Origin of the sequence: Sphingobium algorifonticola (assembly GCF_004005485.1) — a bacterium.
Lineage (GTDB): Bacteria > Pseudomonadota > Alphaproteobacteria > Sphingomonadales > Sphingomonadaceae > Sphingobium > Sphingobium algorifonticola.
The window spans coordinates 720,312-737,843 of sequence record NZ_RZUL01000002.1 but is presented as its reverse complement, the minus strand read 5'-3'; the positions used below and the strand labels follow the sequence as shown (position 1 = coordinate 737,843).

Genomic DNA, 17,532 nt, shown 5'->3' with positions numbered 1-17,532 from the left:
CGGCATATATCAGGATATAGATGCGCTTCTGATCGGCCGTGATCGCATCCCGCCCAGCAGCATCGCGAAAACGGGTGGGCTGCGCGACATACGGCAGAACCTATCGTGGTTGAACGAAGACAATACACACGCCATTGGCTGGCGGATCGACGCTTCCGCCAAAAATAGCACTTGATGGAGTGAACGTTCCCATTTAAGAGAACGTTCACAACGGTACATCAGAAGCCATGGGGCAAGGGGAGGATATCATGACGATTTCGATCAGGCGGAGCTTGGCGGCCTCTGTTTCCGGCGCCTCCCTGCTGGCGCTTGCGGTCAGCATTCAGCCCGCGATGGCGCAGGACGCCCCTGTCGAGACCGCCGAAAGCGACGTTGCCGAAAACGACATCATCGTAACCGGCATCCGCGCCAGCCTTGGCGCCGCAATGGACATCAAGCGCGACGCACAGGGCGTCGTCGATGCCATATCCGCCGAAGACATCGGCAAGTTTCCCGACACAAACCTCGCCGAGTCGCTTCAGCGCATTACCGGCGTGTCGATCGACCGTTCGAACGGTGAAGGATCGACTGTCACGGTCCGCGGGTTCGGCCCGGAGTTCAATCTCGTACTGCTGAACGGCCGCCAGATGCCGACATCCTCGCTGGGCGACGGCGCCAGCGCCCCGTCCGGCCGCTCCTTCGACTTCGCCAATCTGGCGTCCGAAGGCATTGCCGGGGTTGAAGTCTACAAGTCCGGTCGTGCGTCCCTGCCCACGGGCGGGATCGGATCGACCATCAACATCAAGACACCGCGTCCGCTCGATCGCCCCGGTCTGCGCGGCAGTTTCGCCGTGAAGGGGGTATACGACAGTTCGCGCAATGAAAACAATGCCGTAACCCCGGAAGTATCCGGCATCGTTTCGGAAACCTTTGCCGACGGGCTGTTCGGCATCGCCGTCAGCGGATCATGGCAGAAGCGCAGAGCGAGCAACAACCAGGCGAATGTGGGCTGGCGCGACGGATATCTGGGATCGGAAAACAACTGGGGCTCGCTGCCCCAGGCCGGTGACCCCCGGTTCGCCAATATCCAGAACCGCCCCGGCCCGACCGACGTCTATCAGGTGCAGCAGAACGCCAGCTACGACCTCAATGACATCGAGCGTGAGCGCCTGAACGGGCAGGTCGTCCTGCAGGTTCGCCCGGCCGACAATCTCACGGCCACGTTCGACTACACTTATTCCAGCAATACGGTACAAATCCGCAATTCAAACGTCGGCATCTGGTTCAACTTCAACGACGTGTCGAGCGCATGGACGGATGGTCCTGTCGCTGGGCCGGAATTTTATTCCGAACGCTTCCTGGCCAGCGAAGGCAAGGATCTCTCCTACTCCGGGTCGCTGACTGAAAACCGTTCGGTCAACAAATCACTCGGCGGCAACATCGCGTGGGACGGTCCGGGCGGCCTGCGGCTGGAAGTGGACGCGCATCACTCGACCGCGCAGTCCGGTGCCAACAACCCCTATGGCACCAGCACATCGGTCGGTACGGCCGTGTTCGGCGTGCTGAACCAGCGGGTGGATTACACCAAGGATCTGCCGGTCATTTCTGTGCAGATGCAGCCTGGCATCGACGCCCTCAATGCGTCGAACATCCAGGCGACAGGCAACGCCTTCCGCAACGCCTTTTTCAGGGACCGGATCAACGAGGCGAAGCTGCGCGGCAGCTACGACTTCGACACGCCGTTCCTCGACAGCCTCGATTTCGGAGTCACCTACATCGAGAACAAGGTGCGTTCGGCCTATGGCTTCATCCAGAATGATACCTGGGGCGGATCGACGACGAAAGAACAACTGCCGGACGACTTTTTCACGCTGCAAACCATCCCTGACAAGTTCAAGGGCGTGTCCGGTGCCAACGACCCGTCCATGATCCAGCAATTCTACACCTTCAATTTCGAGCGGATGGTCGGCTTCCTCGACGATCTGAACGGCATTTGCGGTGGCGACGGCAACTGCCTGTCCGACTTCACAGTCGACCGGCGCATTCGCGAGCGAACCGTTGCGCCCTACCTGCAGGGCAATTTCAAGTTCGACCTGATGAACCGCGACGCGCATTTCCGGGCGGGCATCCGCTACGAAAAAACGAAAATCAAATCTTCGGCACTGGTGCCCATTCCCACGGGCACGCAGTGGGTATCCGCCAACGAGTTCAACCTTGTTTACGGCACCGGCAGCGACTTCACCACGTTCAACGGCGAGTATGAAAACTGGTTGCCGGCGATCGACTTCGACTTTGAGCCGATCGACAATGTGAAACTGCGCGCGAGCTACAGCCACACCATTACCCGCCCCGATTATGCCTCGATGCAGGGCGGGCAGACCGTCGACCAGTTGTTCCGTATCGGCGGCGGCACGGGCAGCCAGGGCAATCCGGGCCTGCTTCCCTACAAGTCGAAGAACATCGATGTTTCGGCCGAATGGTATTATGCCCCGGCGAGCTACATCTCCGTGGGTTATTTCGACAAGCGAGTGCGCAACTTCATTTCCAGCACACGTATCGACACCGATGCCTTTGGCCTCACCAATCCGGCGGACGGCCCACGCTATCGGGCGGCGGTTGCAGCCCTGGGGGCGAACGCAAGCACCACCGCCATCCGCAATTTCATCTTCGCCAACTATCCCGCGTCGGTGATCGTGGACAGCTTCGATCCGGCCACTGGCAACTACACCGGCAGGATCAGGGGTCTGCCGGAAGACGCCCCGCTCAATTTCGAGGTAACGACGCCCGTCAACTCGGATCAGACCGCGCATCTTTATGGCTTCGAGTTCGCGATCCAGCATAATTTCTGGGATACCGGCTTCGGCACGATCCTGAATTACACGATCGTGCGCGGCGACGCGACCTACGACAACACGCAACCGTCCAGCGTCGCGCAATTCGCGCTGACAGGCCTGTCGGACAGCGCCAACGCCGTCCTGTTCTACGACAAGAACGGCATACAGGCGCGTATCGCCTATAACTGGCGCGACGAGTTTCTGGGTGGCACCGGTCCCAACCCCTTCTATGTCGAGGCCTATGGCCAGGTGGACGCCAGCGCGAGCTGGGAGTTCAAGAAGGGGTATACTGCCTTTGCCGAAGTCATCAACTTGACCGGATCGAGCCGCCGAGGGCATTTGCGTAGCGATAACAATGCGTTCTTCGCATCACCCGGCTATGCGCGCTACGGAGCGGGCATTCGCGTCAACTTCTGACGGGATGACTTGATCGCTGCCCGGAGGAGTGGGACAAGGCCGTGCCCGATGCGGTACGGCCTTCCCCGCACCCATCCGGGTTGGAAGGAAGGCGCTGGGCCATGGAGGAGGAACAGACAAAGCGCGTCGTCATCCTTGGCGGTGGTACGGCCGGGTGGCTGTCGGCCTGTGTGCTGGCCGCCGAAAACATCCGACGCGGGCTTGGCCTTTCCATCACGATCGTGGAAGCGCCGGACATTCCGACTGTTGGCGTGGGCGAAGGAACCTGGCCGACGATGCGCGGCACGTTGCAGACCATCGGTCTGGACGAAGCGACATTCCTGGCGGCCTGCGGCGGCGCGTTCAAACAGGGTTCGCGTTTCGACGGCTGGGTTTCGGGCGCGGCCGACGATAGCTATCTGCATCCATTCACGCCACCGGCGGGCGATGATCTGGCGGCACTGCTGGCCGCCTGGGACAGGGACAGCGGCCAATCCTTCGCCGCGGCGGCAAACGCCCAACAGGCAGTCGTCGACATGCGCCTCGCGCCCCGCCAGACTGCCATGCCGGACTTTGCGGGCGCGCTCAACTATGGGTATCATCTCGACGCCGTGCGGTTCGCGGCCCTGTTGCGCGAGCATGCAACGACAAGGCTGGGGGTGATTCATATTGCCGACCGCATCGGCGAGGTAATCCCCGACGAACGCGGTGGTATCGCAGCGCTGCACGGTGTGTCCCACGGCACCATCTCGGGTGATTTCTTCATCGACTGTTCCGGTCATGCTGCCTTGCTGATCGGCGGGACCCTGAACGTCCCCTTCATGGATCGCAGCGACATGCTGCTGAACGACCGGGCGATGGCCGTCCAGGTCCCGGTCCTGCCCGACAGCGCGATTGCGAGCGCCACGATCGCCACCGCTCATGCGGCGGGCTGGCTGTGGGACATCGGCCTGCCGGAACGACGCGGCATAGGCTGCATCTATGCCTCCCGCTTCATGGCCGACGACGAGGCGGAAGCTGTGTTGCGCGATTACGTCTTGGCGAACGTGCCGGGTGCGACCGGGCAATCGCTTTCGCCACGCCGTATCCTGTTCCCCACCGGGCATCGCGAACGCTTCTGGCAGGGCAACTGCATCGCGATAGGCCTGTCCGCAGGCTTCCTCGAACCGCTTGAAGCATCGGCTATCGTCATGATCGAATTGTCGTTGCGGGCGTTGACCGAAAACTTCCCGCGCAGCCGCGCTGCCATGCCGTTCCTGGCCGACAGGTTCAACACCCTGTTCCGGTACAGATGGGACCGGGTCGTCGAGTTTCTGAAGCTGCATTACGTTCTCTCGCAGCGTCCCGAACCTTATTGGCAGGCGCAACGGGCGACCGACAGCCTGCCGCCCCGGCTCGCCGCGCTGATCGCGCTATGGCGGGACCAGCCGCCGTCCGCATGGGACTTTCCGCACGTCGACGAGATTTTTTCCGCCGCCAGCCACGCGTACATTCTCTACGGCATGGATTTTCCGCTGCCCCGGTATCTGCCGCCCCCCGCGCCTGCCGCGCGGCGCGCGATCGCCGATGTCGCACAGCGCAGCCGGGCGATGCTGGCTGCCCTGCCCGACCATCGCCTGTGCCTGGCCGCCACGGCACAGCAGGCACCGGGCGCAGGCGTGCGTAGCGCCTCATGAGCAATCACCAGATCCTCGATTCCCTCGCCCACCGGGATTTGCGGGTGCGGATGGAAAGTTCGGCGGCCCTCGGGGATGACGTCATGGCTTGTCTGCTGATGCCCGCCGAGTTCCGGCGAGCGCAGGCAGATTTCCCGATTCTGTTCCGGCGTGATCTGCAAAGCGCCGCTTTTTCCGCCGTCGCGCTGTTCGGGTTTGAGAATGGCGAAAATCTGTTTCTCGAAGAGGATCGCTGGGACGCCGCGTACAAGCCGCTGGCGCAGGCCGTAAAGCCGTTCCTGATCGGGCGGTCACGCGATGATGCGTCCCCCGCCCAGGTGCATGTCGATCTCGACAGCCCCCGGATCGTCACAGACGGCACGGCGGGGGTGAGGCTGTTCACGAACGCGGGGCAGCCTACGCCGCTGCTGGACGACATTGCGCAACAGCTTGGCGATCTGGACGATGCGTTCCGGGCGAGCGAAAGCTTTTTTACCGCGCTTACGCGGCATGATCTGCTGGAGCCGTTCCGCCTTGACGTTCCGCTGACCGACGGATCGAACAACAGTCTCGTAGGGTTCCATATCGTGAACGAGGACAGGCTGCGCGTCCTCGATGGCGCGACGCTTGCCGACCTGCACAGTGCAGGCCATCTGATGCCGCTGTTCATGGCGGTGGCGTCGCTTGCGCAGTTGACGGCGCTTGTCGCGCGCAAGAACCGCCGGGTCGGTGGTGGCTGATACCAGCTTTCCGGCGTTGCCCGCCGTGCGCGAAGTCGCAGCGCACGACGCGACGTCGCTGGACGGCCTGCTGCGCGATGCGGCCGAGCCGTTCATCCTGCGCGGATTGGTGCGCCACTGGCCGCTCGTCCAGGCGGGGCAGGAATCTGCACGGGCCGCACGATCCCATCTGCTGGCCCATGCCCGCGACCGCGAGTTCGTGCTCTCCATGGCCAACCCGGATGTTGGCGGGCGGCTGTTCTACGACGCGGCCATGGCGGTCAACTTCCGCATGGGCAAAGGGCGCCTGCCCGACATTTTTGCGGGGTTCGACAAGGCGGAGGAGCGTGATGCCGCGCAGGTGCCCACGGTCTACCTCGGTTCGATTGACATCAAGCAGTTTTTCGCCGGGTTGGACGTTGCCAATCCTCTCGATCTGGGCGCGCGTGATCCGCTTGCGTCGATCTGGATCGGCAACGCCACCCGCATAGCCGCGCACAATGATTTTCCCGACAATCTCGCCTGCTGCGCGGTGGGGCGTCGGCGCTTCATCCTGTTTCCGCCCGACCAGTTCGCCAATCTCTATCTCGGCCCGGTCGATATCACACCTGCGGGACGTCCGGTGTCCATGGTCGATTTCGCCGCACCCGATCATGCCGCGCATCCGCGCTTTCGCGATGCGCTCACGGTGGCGCAGAGAGCCGATCTGGCCCCCGGCGACGCGCTGTTCATTCCCTCGTCCTGGTATCATCATGTCGAGGCGCTCGATACGTTCAACGTTCTGGTAAACTACTGGTGGCGCGAAACGCCCCGGTTTCTGGGTCAGCCGCATAATGCGCTGCTGCACGCCATGATGACGATCCGCGATCTTCCGGCGACGGAGCGGGCCAACTGGCAGGCCATGTTCGATCATTATGTCTTTTCCGGCGGGGCGGCGGCACGCGCGCATATCGATCCGCAGGCACAGGGCGTCCTTGCGCCGCTCGATGCACACAGCGCCCAGCGCCTCCATCAGTTTCTGTTGAGGAGCCTATCCCAATGACGCAACCGCACCTGCCACGCCGCATCGTCATTGCCGGGGGTGGCACCGCCGGATGGATGACCGCCGCCGCCATCGCCCGCACCTTGGGGCCGGTGGCGCAGGTGACGCTGATCGAGAGCGATCAGATCGGCACCATCGGGGTCGGCGAAAGCACCATACCGCCGCTCGTCGCCTACAACCGTATTCTCGGGATCGACGAAGCCGCTTTCATGCGTGCCACGCAGGCAACGTTCAAGCTGGGGATCAATTTTGAAAACTGGCGGGTGGCGGGTGAAAGCTATTTCCACAGTTTCGGCGGAACGGGGAAGGATCACTGGTCGGCGGGTTTCCAGCATTTCTGGCTGCACGGGCGGGATCAGGGCATGGCGCATGCCTATGGCGACTATTGCCTCGAACTGAAAGCGGCCGAAGCGGGACGGTTCGCGCATCTGCCCGACGACCGGACGAACTACGCCTATCAGCTCGATTCAGCCCTTTATGCCCGGTTCTTGCGCGGCATGGCGGAAAGTGACGGCACGGTGCGGGTCGAGGGGCGCATCGCGCATGTCGAACTCGATAGCGAGACCGGCGATATTGCCGCGCTGCTGCTCGAAGGCGACCGCCGTATCGAAGGCGATCTGTTCATCGACTGCACCGGTTTTCGGGCGCTTCTGATCGAAGGCGCCCTGCACGCAGGCTATGACGACTGGACCCACTGGCTGCCCTGTGACGGGGCCGTCGCGATCCAGACCGCCAGTGTGCGGCCGCCCGTGCCCTATACCCGCGCGATCGCGCATGAAGCAGGCTGGCAATGGCGCATCCCGCTACAGCACCGGCAAGGCAATGGCATCGTCTATTGCAGCGCCTTCATGGAACCGGACGCCGCGCTCGAACGGCTGCTCGCGACGATCGAGGGCGAGGCACTCGTTCGCCCCAATCCGATCCGGTTTCAGACGGGTGCGCGGCGGCGGCAATGGCATCGCAACTGCGTGGCCGTCGGCTTGTCCGCCGGTTTTCTCGAGCCGCTGGAATCCACGTCGATTCACCTCATCCAGCGCGCCGTGCTGCGCATCCTGCGCATGTTGCCTGCCGGGCCTGTCAGCGTTCGGGATATCGACGAGTTCAACGATCAGCAGATGACCGACATGGTCCAGATACGCGATTTCCTGATTCTGCATTACAAGGTGACCGATCGCCGGGACAGCCCGTTCTGGCGCCACTGCGCGGCCATGGCGGTGCCGGACAGCCTGACCCACAGGCTCGCGCTGTTCCGCGAAACCGGCCGCGTGTTCCGCAAGAATGAGGAGCTTTTCGCCGAAAACAGCTGGGTGCAGGTGATGATGGGACAGGGCATCCTGCCGCAGAGCTATCATCCGGTCGCCGCGAAATTGCGACCGGAGGAGCTGGCGCATCTGCTCCAGTCCCTGCGGGATCAGGTGGCGCGCACCGTTGATGCGATGCCCAGCCATGCCGACTATATCGCGCGCTATTGCAATGCGCAGGCACCGATCGCCGCATGAGGGGGGCTTTCGGTCTTCCGATAGTGTTATGGATGGCGATGCCGACCGGCGCGACCGCAGCCACGGACAAGAACTGGCACCTTGTCTTTGCCGACGCGTTCGATGGTGTTGCCCTCGACAGCACCAAATGGACTCTTGCCGACGATTGCTGGGGCGGCGGGAACAACGAGCGCCAGTGCTACACGCCCGACCCCCGCAACCATGGCGTTGCCGATGGCGTGTTGACGATCACGGCGCGCCACGAGAGCCACAGCGGCCCGGCCTATCCCGCTGACCAGCGTATCACGGCCGAGGCACAGAGCGCGCGCGCGACCAAGCCATTCACCTCCGCGCGTCTGTCGACAAACGGCAAGGCAAGCTGGCTTTACGGCCGGATGCAGATACGCGCGAAGTTGCCGCAGGGCCAAGGCACCTGGCCCGCGATATGGATGCTGCCGGAAGGATGGGATTATGGTGCATGGGCACGATCGGGCGAGATCGACATCATGGAAGCCGTCAATCTGGGCACGCCCTGCCCGCAATGCGCGGGCGGTATAGAAAACCGGGTTCTGGGCACCATCCATTTCGGGGGAGAGCCGCCGCGCAACCGCTATATCGGTGAGGAGATGGCCCTTCCCGAAAGCCCGGACGGTTTCCACATCTACGAAATCGAATGGGACAAGGACGGCATCGTATGGCGCGTGGATGGCCATGCCTATCAGAAGCGCGTCCCCCACGAGTGGCACAGCCTGGGAACCGACAAGTCCGGCGCACCGTTCGACCGTCCGTTTCACCTGATCCTGAACCTTGCTATCGGCGGCCACTTGCCCGAAGGACGCAACAGCGGCGGGGTCGATCCGTCGGACTTTCCCAAGTCCATGCAGATCGACTGGGTCCGCATCTGGGAAAAAGGCCCCGGCGGGACCGGCGCAAGGCAATCGGGCGGACAGTGAAACGATGGCGCGACGGCGACTGGCGGTTACCATAAAGCATGTTGCGGCGGATGCGGGCGTCTCGCTGCAAACGGTCAGCCGCGTCATCAACGACGAACCCAATGTCCGGCCGGAGATGCGCGAGCGGGTAAAGGCGTCGATCGATCGCTTGGGCTATGTGCCGTCCATCGCCGCGCAGCGGATGAGCGGATCGCGATCCTATCTGATCCTCGCCCTCAACGACCGGGAACGCACCATCGCCGACTGGCGCGCGCGGCAAGGTACGGACTGGGTAGACCAGATGTTGCTGGGCGGCATGCTGGAATGCGCCGAGCATGGCTATCGCCTGATCTTCGAACTCGTCGACACGCATGCCGATCATCTCGCGCGGGAACTGGGCGCGGCCTTGTCCGCGCTGCAACCCGATGGCGCGATCCTGACACCCCCGCATTCCGACAATCCGCATATTCTGGCGATATTGGCGCGCCATCACGTCCCCTATGCGCGGATCGGGGCGCAGGACGACAAGCACGGGGGCACGGCCGATGGCATCCGCGTGTCGATGGACGACGAAGGCGCGGCCAGGCTTGCCACCCGGCACCTGCTCGACCTGGGGCATCGCCGCATAGGCTTCATCTCGGGACCGGAGGAATATCGGCTGGCCGGTCGGCGCGTCGATGGCTGGCGCGCCGAAATGGCCGATGCAGGTGCGGCCAGCGACGGCCTGCTGCAAGCCGGGGATTTCAGCTATGCGTCGGGCTTTCGCGCGGCACAGGCCCTGCTTGCGCCAATCGACCGGCCGACCGCGATCATCGCCAGCAACGACCAGATGGCGTTGGCGACGATCGAAGCGGCGCGCGAACGCAGTCTGGATATCCCGTACGATCTTTCTCTCGTCAGTTTCGACAACACGCCGCTGGTGCGCTTCACCACGCCACCGCTGACGGCGGTGGACCAGCCGATCGCCGAAACCACCGCCACCGCGGTTCGCCTGCTGATCCAGTCGCAGCGCGATCCTGCCGCCTTGCCTGGGCCTGTGGTGATACCGATGGGGCTTGTCGAACGCGCATCGACAGCGCCCCCCGTCCATGCCGCCTGATCGCGCCGCACCCACAAGTGATCGCCGATTCCTGTTGCTGTACGCCTTGGCATGGGCCGGCGTCAGCATTGCCTATACCCCGCTCCTCACGATCCTTCTTCCAGTCCATGTCGATGGGCTGGCCGACGACCGGTCAGTGCACTGGCTTGCCGCCATCACATTTGTCGGGGCTTGCGCCGCCAGTGTCGCCAATATCCTGTTCGGCTGGCTGAGCGACATCACACGCAACCGGCGGAACTGGGTCGCCACCGGTCTGCTCCTTTCCGCACTGCTGTTGCTTGCCATTCCGCATGCGCGCGGCCTCGCTTCGCTCATCTTCCTGGTGGTCGCGTGGCAGATCGGGCTGAACATGATGATCGCGCCGCTGGCTGCATGGGCGGCGGATTGCGTGCCGGATGGTCTCAAGGGGCAACTTGGCGGCCTGCTGGCCTTTGCGCCCGCGACGGGGGCGCTGACAGGCGCGCTCGTGACCGTGCCGGGCCTTGCCGACCCGCCGACGCGCTTTGCCATCGTCGCCGCTTTCACGGCAGTATGTATCCTGCCGCTGCTGCTTCTGGGCCAATCCGGTACAGGCGGACAGACCAAGGGGCAGACGGAGGCGCACACCAGACCGTGGCACCACGCCGGGATACGCACCGGCACGACACGCATGTGGTGCGCGCGGTTCCTCGTGCAGATTTCCGAAGCCGCCCTGTTCGCATATCTCTATCTGTGGTTTCGCAGCGTCGATCCGGGCCTTGGTGACGCGAGCGCGGCGCGCATTCTGGCGGTCGTCCTGTTCCTCGCGGCACCATGCGCGCTGCTGGCCGGGCGATGGGCCGATCGGCGCAACCGCCCGATCGCCCCGTTGCGCTACGCTGCGGTGTTGGCCGCGATCGGGCTGACGGTCATGGCCCTCGCGTCCAGCGTCACCGGCGCGATCCTGGGCTATGTTCTGTTCGGTCTGGCGACCAATATATTTCTCGCGTTGCACAGCGCGCAGACATTGCGTGTTCTGCCGGACGGCAACCGGCGCGGACGCGATCTGGGGATTTTCAATCTGACCAACACCCTTCCGTCGCTGTTCATGCCATCGCTGACGCTCTCCCTCGTGCCCGCCTTGGGGTTCCCCGCCCTGTTTGCCGTCCTTGCGCTGCTTGCAACGGGTGCGGCGGTGCTGCTCGCAGGGTCGCAACCCCCGCCAGCATAACCGGACGATTACGGGAGAAGTGGCTTGAGTTCCGCAAAACTCCATGTTAGCCAAATGAGAACGTTCACATAATTAGGGTTACTCGTGGCCTCCGTTGCGCGACATTCTTTGCTGGCTGGCCTGATCGTCGGCCTTTGCGCCCTGCCGACGGCAACGGCGCAGACATCGGCACCCGCCACGCCGCGCCAGCAAAGCGCAGAAGAGCGCGCCGACGCGCTGGTGAAGGCGATGACGCGCGAAGAAAAGCTGCGCCTGATCCACGGATATTTCCCTCCGCTTGCCAAGCCGGTGCCGCCGATCGCCATGATCCCGTCCGCAGGGCACATACCCGGTGTCCCGCGCCTCGGCATCCCTACCCTGCGGGAGAGCGACGCCAGCCTTGGCGTGGCCAACCAGGTCGAACAGCGCAAAGGCGACGTGGCGACCGCCCTGCCCGCCAGCATTGCCACGGCCGCCACCTTCAATCCTGCCCTTGCCTATCAGGGCGGGGCCATGATCGGCGCGGAGGCGCGGGCAAAGACCTTCAACGTCCTTCTGGCGGGCGGCGTAAACCTGACGCGTGATCCATGGGCAGGGCGCAACTTCGAATATCTGGGCGAAGACCCCTGGCTCGCGGGCGTGATGGCAGGCGCACATATTCGCGGTGTGCAGAGCAATCACATCGTCTCGACCATCAAGCATTTCGCGCTCAACGCACAGGAAACCGGCCGCACGGTGCTCGACGCCCGGATCGACAAGGCGGCCCTGCGCGAAAGTGACCTTCTGGCCTTCCAGATCGCGATCGAAATGGGCCGCCCGGCCTCCGTCATGTGCGCCTACAACAAGGTGAACGGCGATTATGCCTGCGAGAACGCCTGGTTGCTGAACGATGTTCTGAAGAAAGATTGGGGGTACAAGGGCTGGGTCATGTCCGACTGGGGCGCGGTGCATTCCACGCGCAAGGCGGCCCTCAACGGCCTGGATCAGGCTTCCGGGCAGGAACTGGACGACGCGCTGTTTTTCGACAGCAAGTTCGCAGAGGCGCTCGACGCGGGCCAGATTCCGATGGCACGGCTCGACGATATGGTGCGGCGCATCGTCTTCGGCATCATCGACGTCGGGCTTATGGACAATCCGGCACCCGAGACTGCACAGGCCATCGATTATGCCGCGAACGCCAATATAGCCCAGCGGACGGCGGAAGAAGGCATTGTGCTGCTGAAGAACGATGGCGGCCTGCTGCCGCTGGCCCGCAGCGCGCGCCGGATCGTGCTGATTGGCGGCCATGCCGATGTCGGCGTGTTGTCCGGCGGCGGATCGTCGCAGGTCCGGTCGGTCGGTGGCGCGCCGGTCGAAATCCCGCTGACCAAGGGCGCGGCCGCGTCTTTCGCGCGGATCACATGGCATGCCTCTTCGCCGCTCAAGGCCATCCAGGCGCTCGCACCCGATGCCCAGGTGACCTATGTCGACGGGAGCGACCCTGCGAAGGCGGCCGCCGCCGCCCGCGCCGCTGATCTCGCGATAGTCTTTGCCCTCGCCTGGCGCACCGAAGCGCAGGACCCCGACGATATGGCCCTGCCCGATCATCAGGATGCGCTGATCGACGCCGTCGTCGATGCCAATCGCAAGACGCTGGTCGTCGTGGAAAGTGGCGGGCCGGTGCTGATGCCCTGGGTCGATCGCGTCCCCGCGATTGTCCAGGCCTGGTATCCCGGCCAGCGCGGCGGCGAAGCCATCGCCAATATCCTCTTCGGGGCAGTCGATCCGTCCGGTCGCCTGCCCATCACCTTTCCGGTGCGTGCCGATCAGGCCCCGCGACCGGAACCGGCGGGCCTGGCGGAGCTGCACGCCGCCGAGGCTCGCCGGGAATCCGGCGACAAGACCGTCTACGGCATGAGCGGCGGCGTCGCCCCCTTCGCCGTCGATTATGACGAGGGTGCCGATGTCGGCTATCGCTGGTATGCGGCACGGGGCCACAGGCCGTTGTTCCCCTTTGGCTACGGCCTCAGCTACACCCGCTTTGCCTATAGCGGACTGACGATCCGTGGCGGCCGTGATCTGGTCGTCGGCTTCGACGTCGTCAACAGCGGCCAGCGCGCAGGCGCGGACGTGCCCCAGGTTTACGTCGAGGCGACCAGTGCGGCGGGGGCCAAGGCCTTTCGCCTGGCCGGATTCGAAAAAGTGCATTTGCAGCCGGGTGAAAAACGCCGGGTGACGCTGACCATCGACCCGCGGGTGATCGGCCGGTTTGATGAACAGGCGCATGGTTGGAAACGGGATGCGGGCACCTATCGCATTCGTATCGGCCGTTTCGCCGGGGATACCGCACTCGCGGGCGTCGCGTCGCTCGACGCGCTGTCGGTTGCGCCCTGAACCGCCAAGGGAAGGATTGCAGCCATGGCCCTTGCACCTCTTGCGCCCCCCTCCGCCAATGCGGAGCCGTCCGCAGCGGCGGCCGCTGGCAGCGGGCTGACGATATTCGTCTTTGCCCTGTTCTTCGTCTTCGGGGGCATCACCAGCCTCAACGATGTCCTCATTCCCAAGCTGAAGGACCTTTTCACCCTCAGCAACGGTCAGGCGCTGCTTATTCAGTCGGCATTTTTTGCCGCCTATTTTCTGATGTCCATCCCCGCTTCGGCCATCGTCCACCGCATCGGCTACATGCGCAGCGCGGTCGCCGGCCTGTTGACGATGGCGACCGGATGCCTGCTGTTCGTGCCGGCGGCGGCTTCCGGTCTGTTTGCGGCTTTCCTAGGCGCGCTGTTCGTCCTGGCGAGTGGCATCACGATTGTTCAGGTGGTTGCAAACCCCCTGATTTCGATGTTGGGCCGACCCGAAACCGCGTCCAGCCGCCTGACCTTCGCGCAGGCCTTCAATTCCCTGGGAACGACGCTGTTTCCCTACGTCGGCGCGATCCTCATCCTCGGCAGCCTCGCAACCGTCGATCCCTGGACGCTGACCGGTGTTGCGCGGGCGGCGTTTCTTGCGGACGAAACACGCGTCGTCGTCCAGACCTATATCGGCATCGCGCTGGCCCTGCTTCTGGTGGCACTGGCTGTGTGGTCGCAGCGCAACAAATTGAAGGAACAGCGCGTAGAAAAGCTGCATTTTGCCGCAGCGTTCGGGCTGTTGCGCCGTCCCCGGTTCGGGTTCGGCACGCTTGGCATCTTCCTTTATGTCGGTGCGGAAGTGACGATCGGCAGCCTGCTGGTCCTCTATCTGATTCAGCCCGATACGCTGGGCGTTGACCAGGAATCGGCCGGAAAGCTGGTTGCATGGTATTGGGGCGGCGCGATGGTCGGCCGTTTCCTGGGGTCGGCCGCGCTGCGCCTGTTTTCGCCCGGCAAAGTCTTGGCCTGCGTCGCGGCAGGCGCAATCCTGCTGCTCGCTGTGTCGGCCGGAACGTCGGGCTTGCTCTCGGGCTGGGCGCTGATTGCCGTCGGCCTGTTCAACGCGATCATGTTTCCCACGATATTCTCGCTCGCGTGCGAAGGGCTTGGCCCCCGCGCTGCGGAAGGATCGGGCGTCATCTGCATGGCCATCGTCGGCGGCGCGATCCTGCCGCCGATTGCAGGGTGGATGTCGGATGTCACATCGCTGCGCGCGGCGCTTGTCGTCCCCGCGCTCGCCTATCTCCTCATCCTCCTGTTCGGATTGTTCGCAACGCGGCCTGTCACGGCGCCGACGCAGGCTACCGATCTCGAACCCTCATGCTGATCCGGGAATAGTCATGAATCGATATCTGCCTCTCGCCCTTGCGATCGCCACGGCGGCGGCGGGGACGAGCGCGCCTGCGCAATCCCCCTCCCAGCCCCAATCGCTCTCGCCGGTCGCCAATCCCGCCCTGTGGCCGCGCGTCAACGCCCAGCCGAAACGGGACCCCGCTGTCGAACGGCGCGTAACGGCGCTGCTGCGGGCCATGTCCATCGAGGACAAGGTGGGCCAGCTCATCCAGGTCGATATCGCTTCCATCAAGCCGGACGATATTGTCACCTACAAGCTGGGTTCGATCCTGAACGGTGGCAATAGCGGGCCTTATGACGATGATTTCGCACCGCCCGAGAAATGGCTCCAGCTTGCCGACGCCTTTTACGATGCATCCATGCAGCGAAGCGACGGTCGCCCGAAAATCCCCATCATCTGGGGTACGGATTCGGTCCACGGCAACAACAACATCGTTGGCGCGACGCTGTTTCCGCACAATATCGGGCTGGGCGCGGCGCGCGACCGCGACCTGATCCGCAAGATCGGCGAAGTCACTGCGCTCGAAACGGCCGCCGCCGGGCTGGACTGGACATTTGCGCCAACGCTTGCGGTGGTGCAGGATGATCGCTGGGGCCGCACCTATGAAAGCTATGGTGAAGAACCCGCGATCGCGCGCGATTATGCCGGTGCGATGATCGAAGGCGTGCAGGGAAAAGTCGGCACGAAGGATTTTCTGGCCCCCAAACATCTGATTGCGACGACCAAGCATTTCCTGGGCGATGGCGGCACCGGCGGCCGGGATCAGGGCGATACGCGCGTGCCCGAAGCCGTACTGCGGGACATTCACCTTGGCGGCTATCCTGCGGCGATCGAGGCAGGCACCCAGTCGGTGATGGTGAGCTTTTCGAGCTGGAACGGCAAGAAGATGAACGGCAACAAGAGCTTGCTGACCGATGTTCTCAAGGAACGGATGGGCTTCGACGGCTTCGTGGTCGGCGACTGGAACAGTCACGGCCAGGTCGAAGGGTGCAGCAACGAAGATTGCCCGCAGGCCATCAACGCCGGAATGGACATGTTCATGTATTCCGGTTCCGGCTGGAAGCAACTGTACGAGAACACGCTGCGGCAGGCAAAGGACGGCACCATCGGCACGGACCGGCTGAACGACGCCGTCCGCCGTATCCTGCGTGCGAAGGTTCGGGCAGGCACGTTCGATCGCGGCCGTCCATCTTCGCGAGTGGTTGCCGGGCAGTTCGATGTCATCGGGTCGCCTGCCCACCGGGACATCGCCCGAGAGGCGGTGCGCAAATCGCTCGTCCTGCTCAAGAATGAAGGGGTGCTGCCGCTCAAGCCGAGCGCCAATATCCTGGTTGCCGGATCGGCCGCCGACAGCATCAGCCAGCAGGCGGGCGGCTGGTCGATTACCTGGCAGGGCGCGGACCTGCCCAACAACATCTTTCCCAATGCGACGTCCATCTGGAAAGGCATCGCCCAAACCGTTCAGGCCGCTGGCGGCACGGCGACTTACGCGCCGGACGGCCGCTTTACCGCGCGGCCCGATGCCGCGATCCTGGTGTTCGGCGAAAAGCCCTATGCCGAGTTCAAGGGCGATATTCCCAATCTGGAGTACAGCCCGGGCGACAAGTCCGATCTTGCGATGCTCAAACGGTTGAAGGCGGCGGGTATTCCGGTCGTCGCCGTATTCCTTTCCGGTCGGCCCCTATGGGTCAATGCCGAAATGAACGCGGCCGATGCCTTTGTCGCGGCCTTTCTGCCGGGCAGTGAGGGCGGCGGCATCGCAGACGTGCTGTTCACCCGCCCCGATGGCGCGGTGCATCATGACTTTCAAGGCAAGCTCAGCTTTTCATGGCCCAGGCGCCCCGATCAATATGTGCTGAACCGGCACGATCCCGACTATGATCCCCTGTTTGCCTTTGGCTATGGCCTGTCCTACGCCGCACCGGGAAAGGTCGGTCTTCTCGACGAAACACGGCCGGCCGGCATGGCCGAAAGCGTACCCGGTGTCTTCTACGGTACGGGCAAGGTGCCTTTCGGCTGGACCATGGATGCTGAAGGCGTCCGGCAGGCAGGCGTTGATCGGCGCGCGCAGGAAGATGCCCGGTCGTTCCTGTGGCAGGGGGAGACCGGCCATGTCGCCATCACACCGCCCCGGCCGATCGATTTGTCTCGCGAAAGCAATGCCCTGCTCAGCATCGTCGTGGAATATCGCGTCGATCGTCTGGCCGCTGGTCCGGTGACGCTGGCGATGGCAAGCGACGGCAAGACGGGGTCTGTCCCCATCACCCGCGCACTTTCGCAAGCCAAACCGGGGGAATGGACCCGGTTGACTGTCCCGCTGCATTGCTTCGCAACGGTCGGGGTGGACATGACCGCTGTCAGCACCCCCTTCCGCATCGACGCATCGGCAGGCACCACCATCGCTATCTCAGACGTCACGGTAGCCGACATACCCACCGCCACGACGCAGTGCGACCCGGCGCGCTGAGCCCTGGCAGAGAGCGGTG

The 17,532-nt window shown here is 63.8% G+C and carries 11 protein-coding genes; all 11 read left to right on the top strand.

Features of this window, described 5'->3' with window-relative positions; genetic code table 11:
• Nucleotides 1-248 precede the first annotated feature (248 nt).
• Entirely contained in the window at nt 249-3,230 is a 2,982-nt protein-coding gene (locus ENE74_RS08595; RefSeq protein WP_127690430.1) for a TonB-dependent receptor, read from the top strand.
• A gap of 101 nt (nt 3,231-3,331) precedes the next feature.
• On the top strand, nt 3,332-4,885 hold the full coding sequence (locus tag ENE74_RS08590; RefSeq protein ID WP_127690429.1) for a tryptophan halogenase family protein: 1,554 nt from the start codon (nt 3,332-3,334) through the stop codon (nt 4,883-4,885).
• On the top strand, nt 4,882-5,604 hold the full coding sequence (locus ENE74_RS08585) for a SapC family protein (RefSeq protein ID WP_127690428.1): 723 nt from the start codon (nt 4,882-4,884) through the stop codon (nt 5,602-5,604). The genes ENE74_RS08590 and ENE74_RS08585 overlap by 4 nt, the downstream gene beginning before the upstream one ends.
• Complete coding sequence (locus tag ENE74_RS08580; RefSeq protein ID WP_241241891.1) at nt 5,567-6,625, top strand: cupin-like domain-containing protein; 1,059 nt, start codon at nt 5,567-5,569, stop codon at nt 6,623-6,625. The genes ENE74_RS08585 and ENE74_RS08580 overlap by 38 nt, the downstream gene beginning before the upstream one ends.
• The gene (locus ENE74_RS08575) at nt 6,622-8,124 is read left to right on the top strand and encodes a tryptophan halogenase family protein (RefSeq protein WP_127690426.1); all 1,503 of its coding nucleotides are present in this window, start codon (nt 6,622-6,624) and stop codon (nt 8,122-8,124) included. The genes ENE74_RS08580 and ENE74_RS08575 overlap by 4 nt, the downstream gene beginning before the upstream one ends.
• Nucleotides 8,121-9,056 carry a glycoside hydrolase family 16 protein gene (locus ENE74_RS08570; protein ID WP_127690425.1) on the top strand — a complete coding sequence of 312 codons (936 nt, stop codon included), beginning with the start codon at nt 8,121-8,123 and terminating at the stop codon, nt 9,054-9,056. Before ENE74_RS08575 ends, ENE74_RS08570 begins: the two co-directional genes overlap by 4 nt.
• Nucleotides 9,057-9,060: 4 nt before the next feature.
• A complete protein-coding gene (locus ENE74_RS08565) occupies nt 9,061-10,134 on the top strand; it encodes a LacI family DNA-binding transcriptional regulator (protein WP_127690424.1) in 1,074 nt (357 codons plus the stop codon).
• 46 nt (nt 10,135-10,180) lie between these two features.
• A complete protein-coding gene (locus tag ENE74_RS08560; protein WP_338142984.1) occupies nt 10,181-11,323 on the top strand; it encodes an MFS transporter in 1,143 nt (380 codons plus the stop codon).
• A 108-nt stretch (nt 11,324-11,431) separates the two neighbouring features.
• Nucleotides 11,432-13,675: a beta-glucosidase family protein gene (locus ENE74_RS08555; protein WP_420902574.1), complete on the top strand. Its 2,244-nt coding sequence runs from the start codon at nt 11,432-11,434 to the stop codon at nt 13,673-13,675.
• A 24-nt stretch (nt 13,676-13,699) separates the two neighbouring features.
• Nucleotides 13,700-15,019 carry a sugar MFS transporter gene (locus tag ENE74_RS08550; RefSeq protein WP_127690421.1) on the top strand — a complete coding sequence of 440 codons (1,320 nt, stop codon included), beginning with the start codon at nt 13,700-13,702 and terminating at the stop codon, nt 15,017-15,019.
• 13 nt (nt 15,020-15,032) lie between these two features.
• A complete protein-coding gene (locus ENE74_RS08545) occupies nt 15,033-17,513 on the top strand; it encodes a glycoside hydrolase family 3 protein (protein WP_127690420.1) in 2,481 nt (826 codons plus the stop codon).
• Nucleotides 17,514-17,532 lie beyond the last annotated feature (19 nt).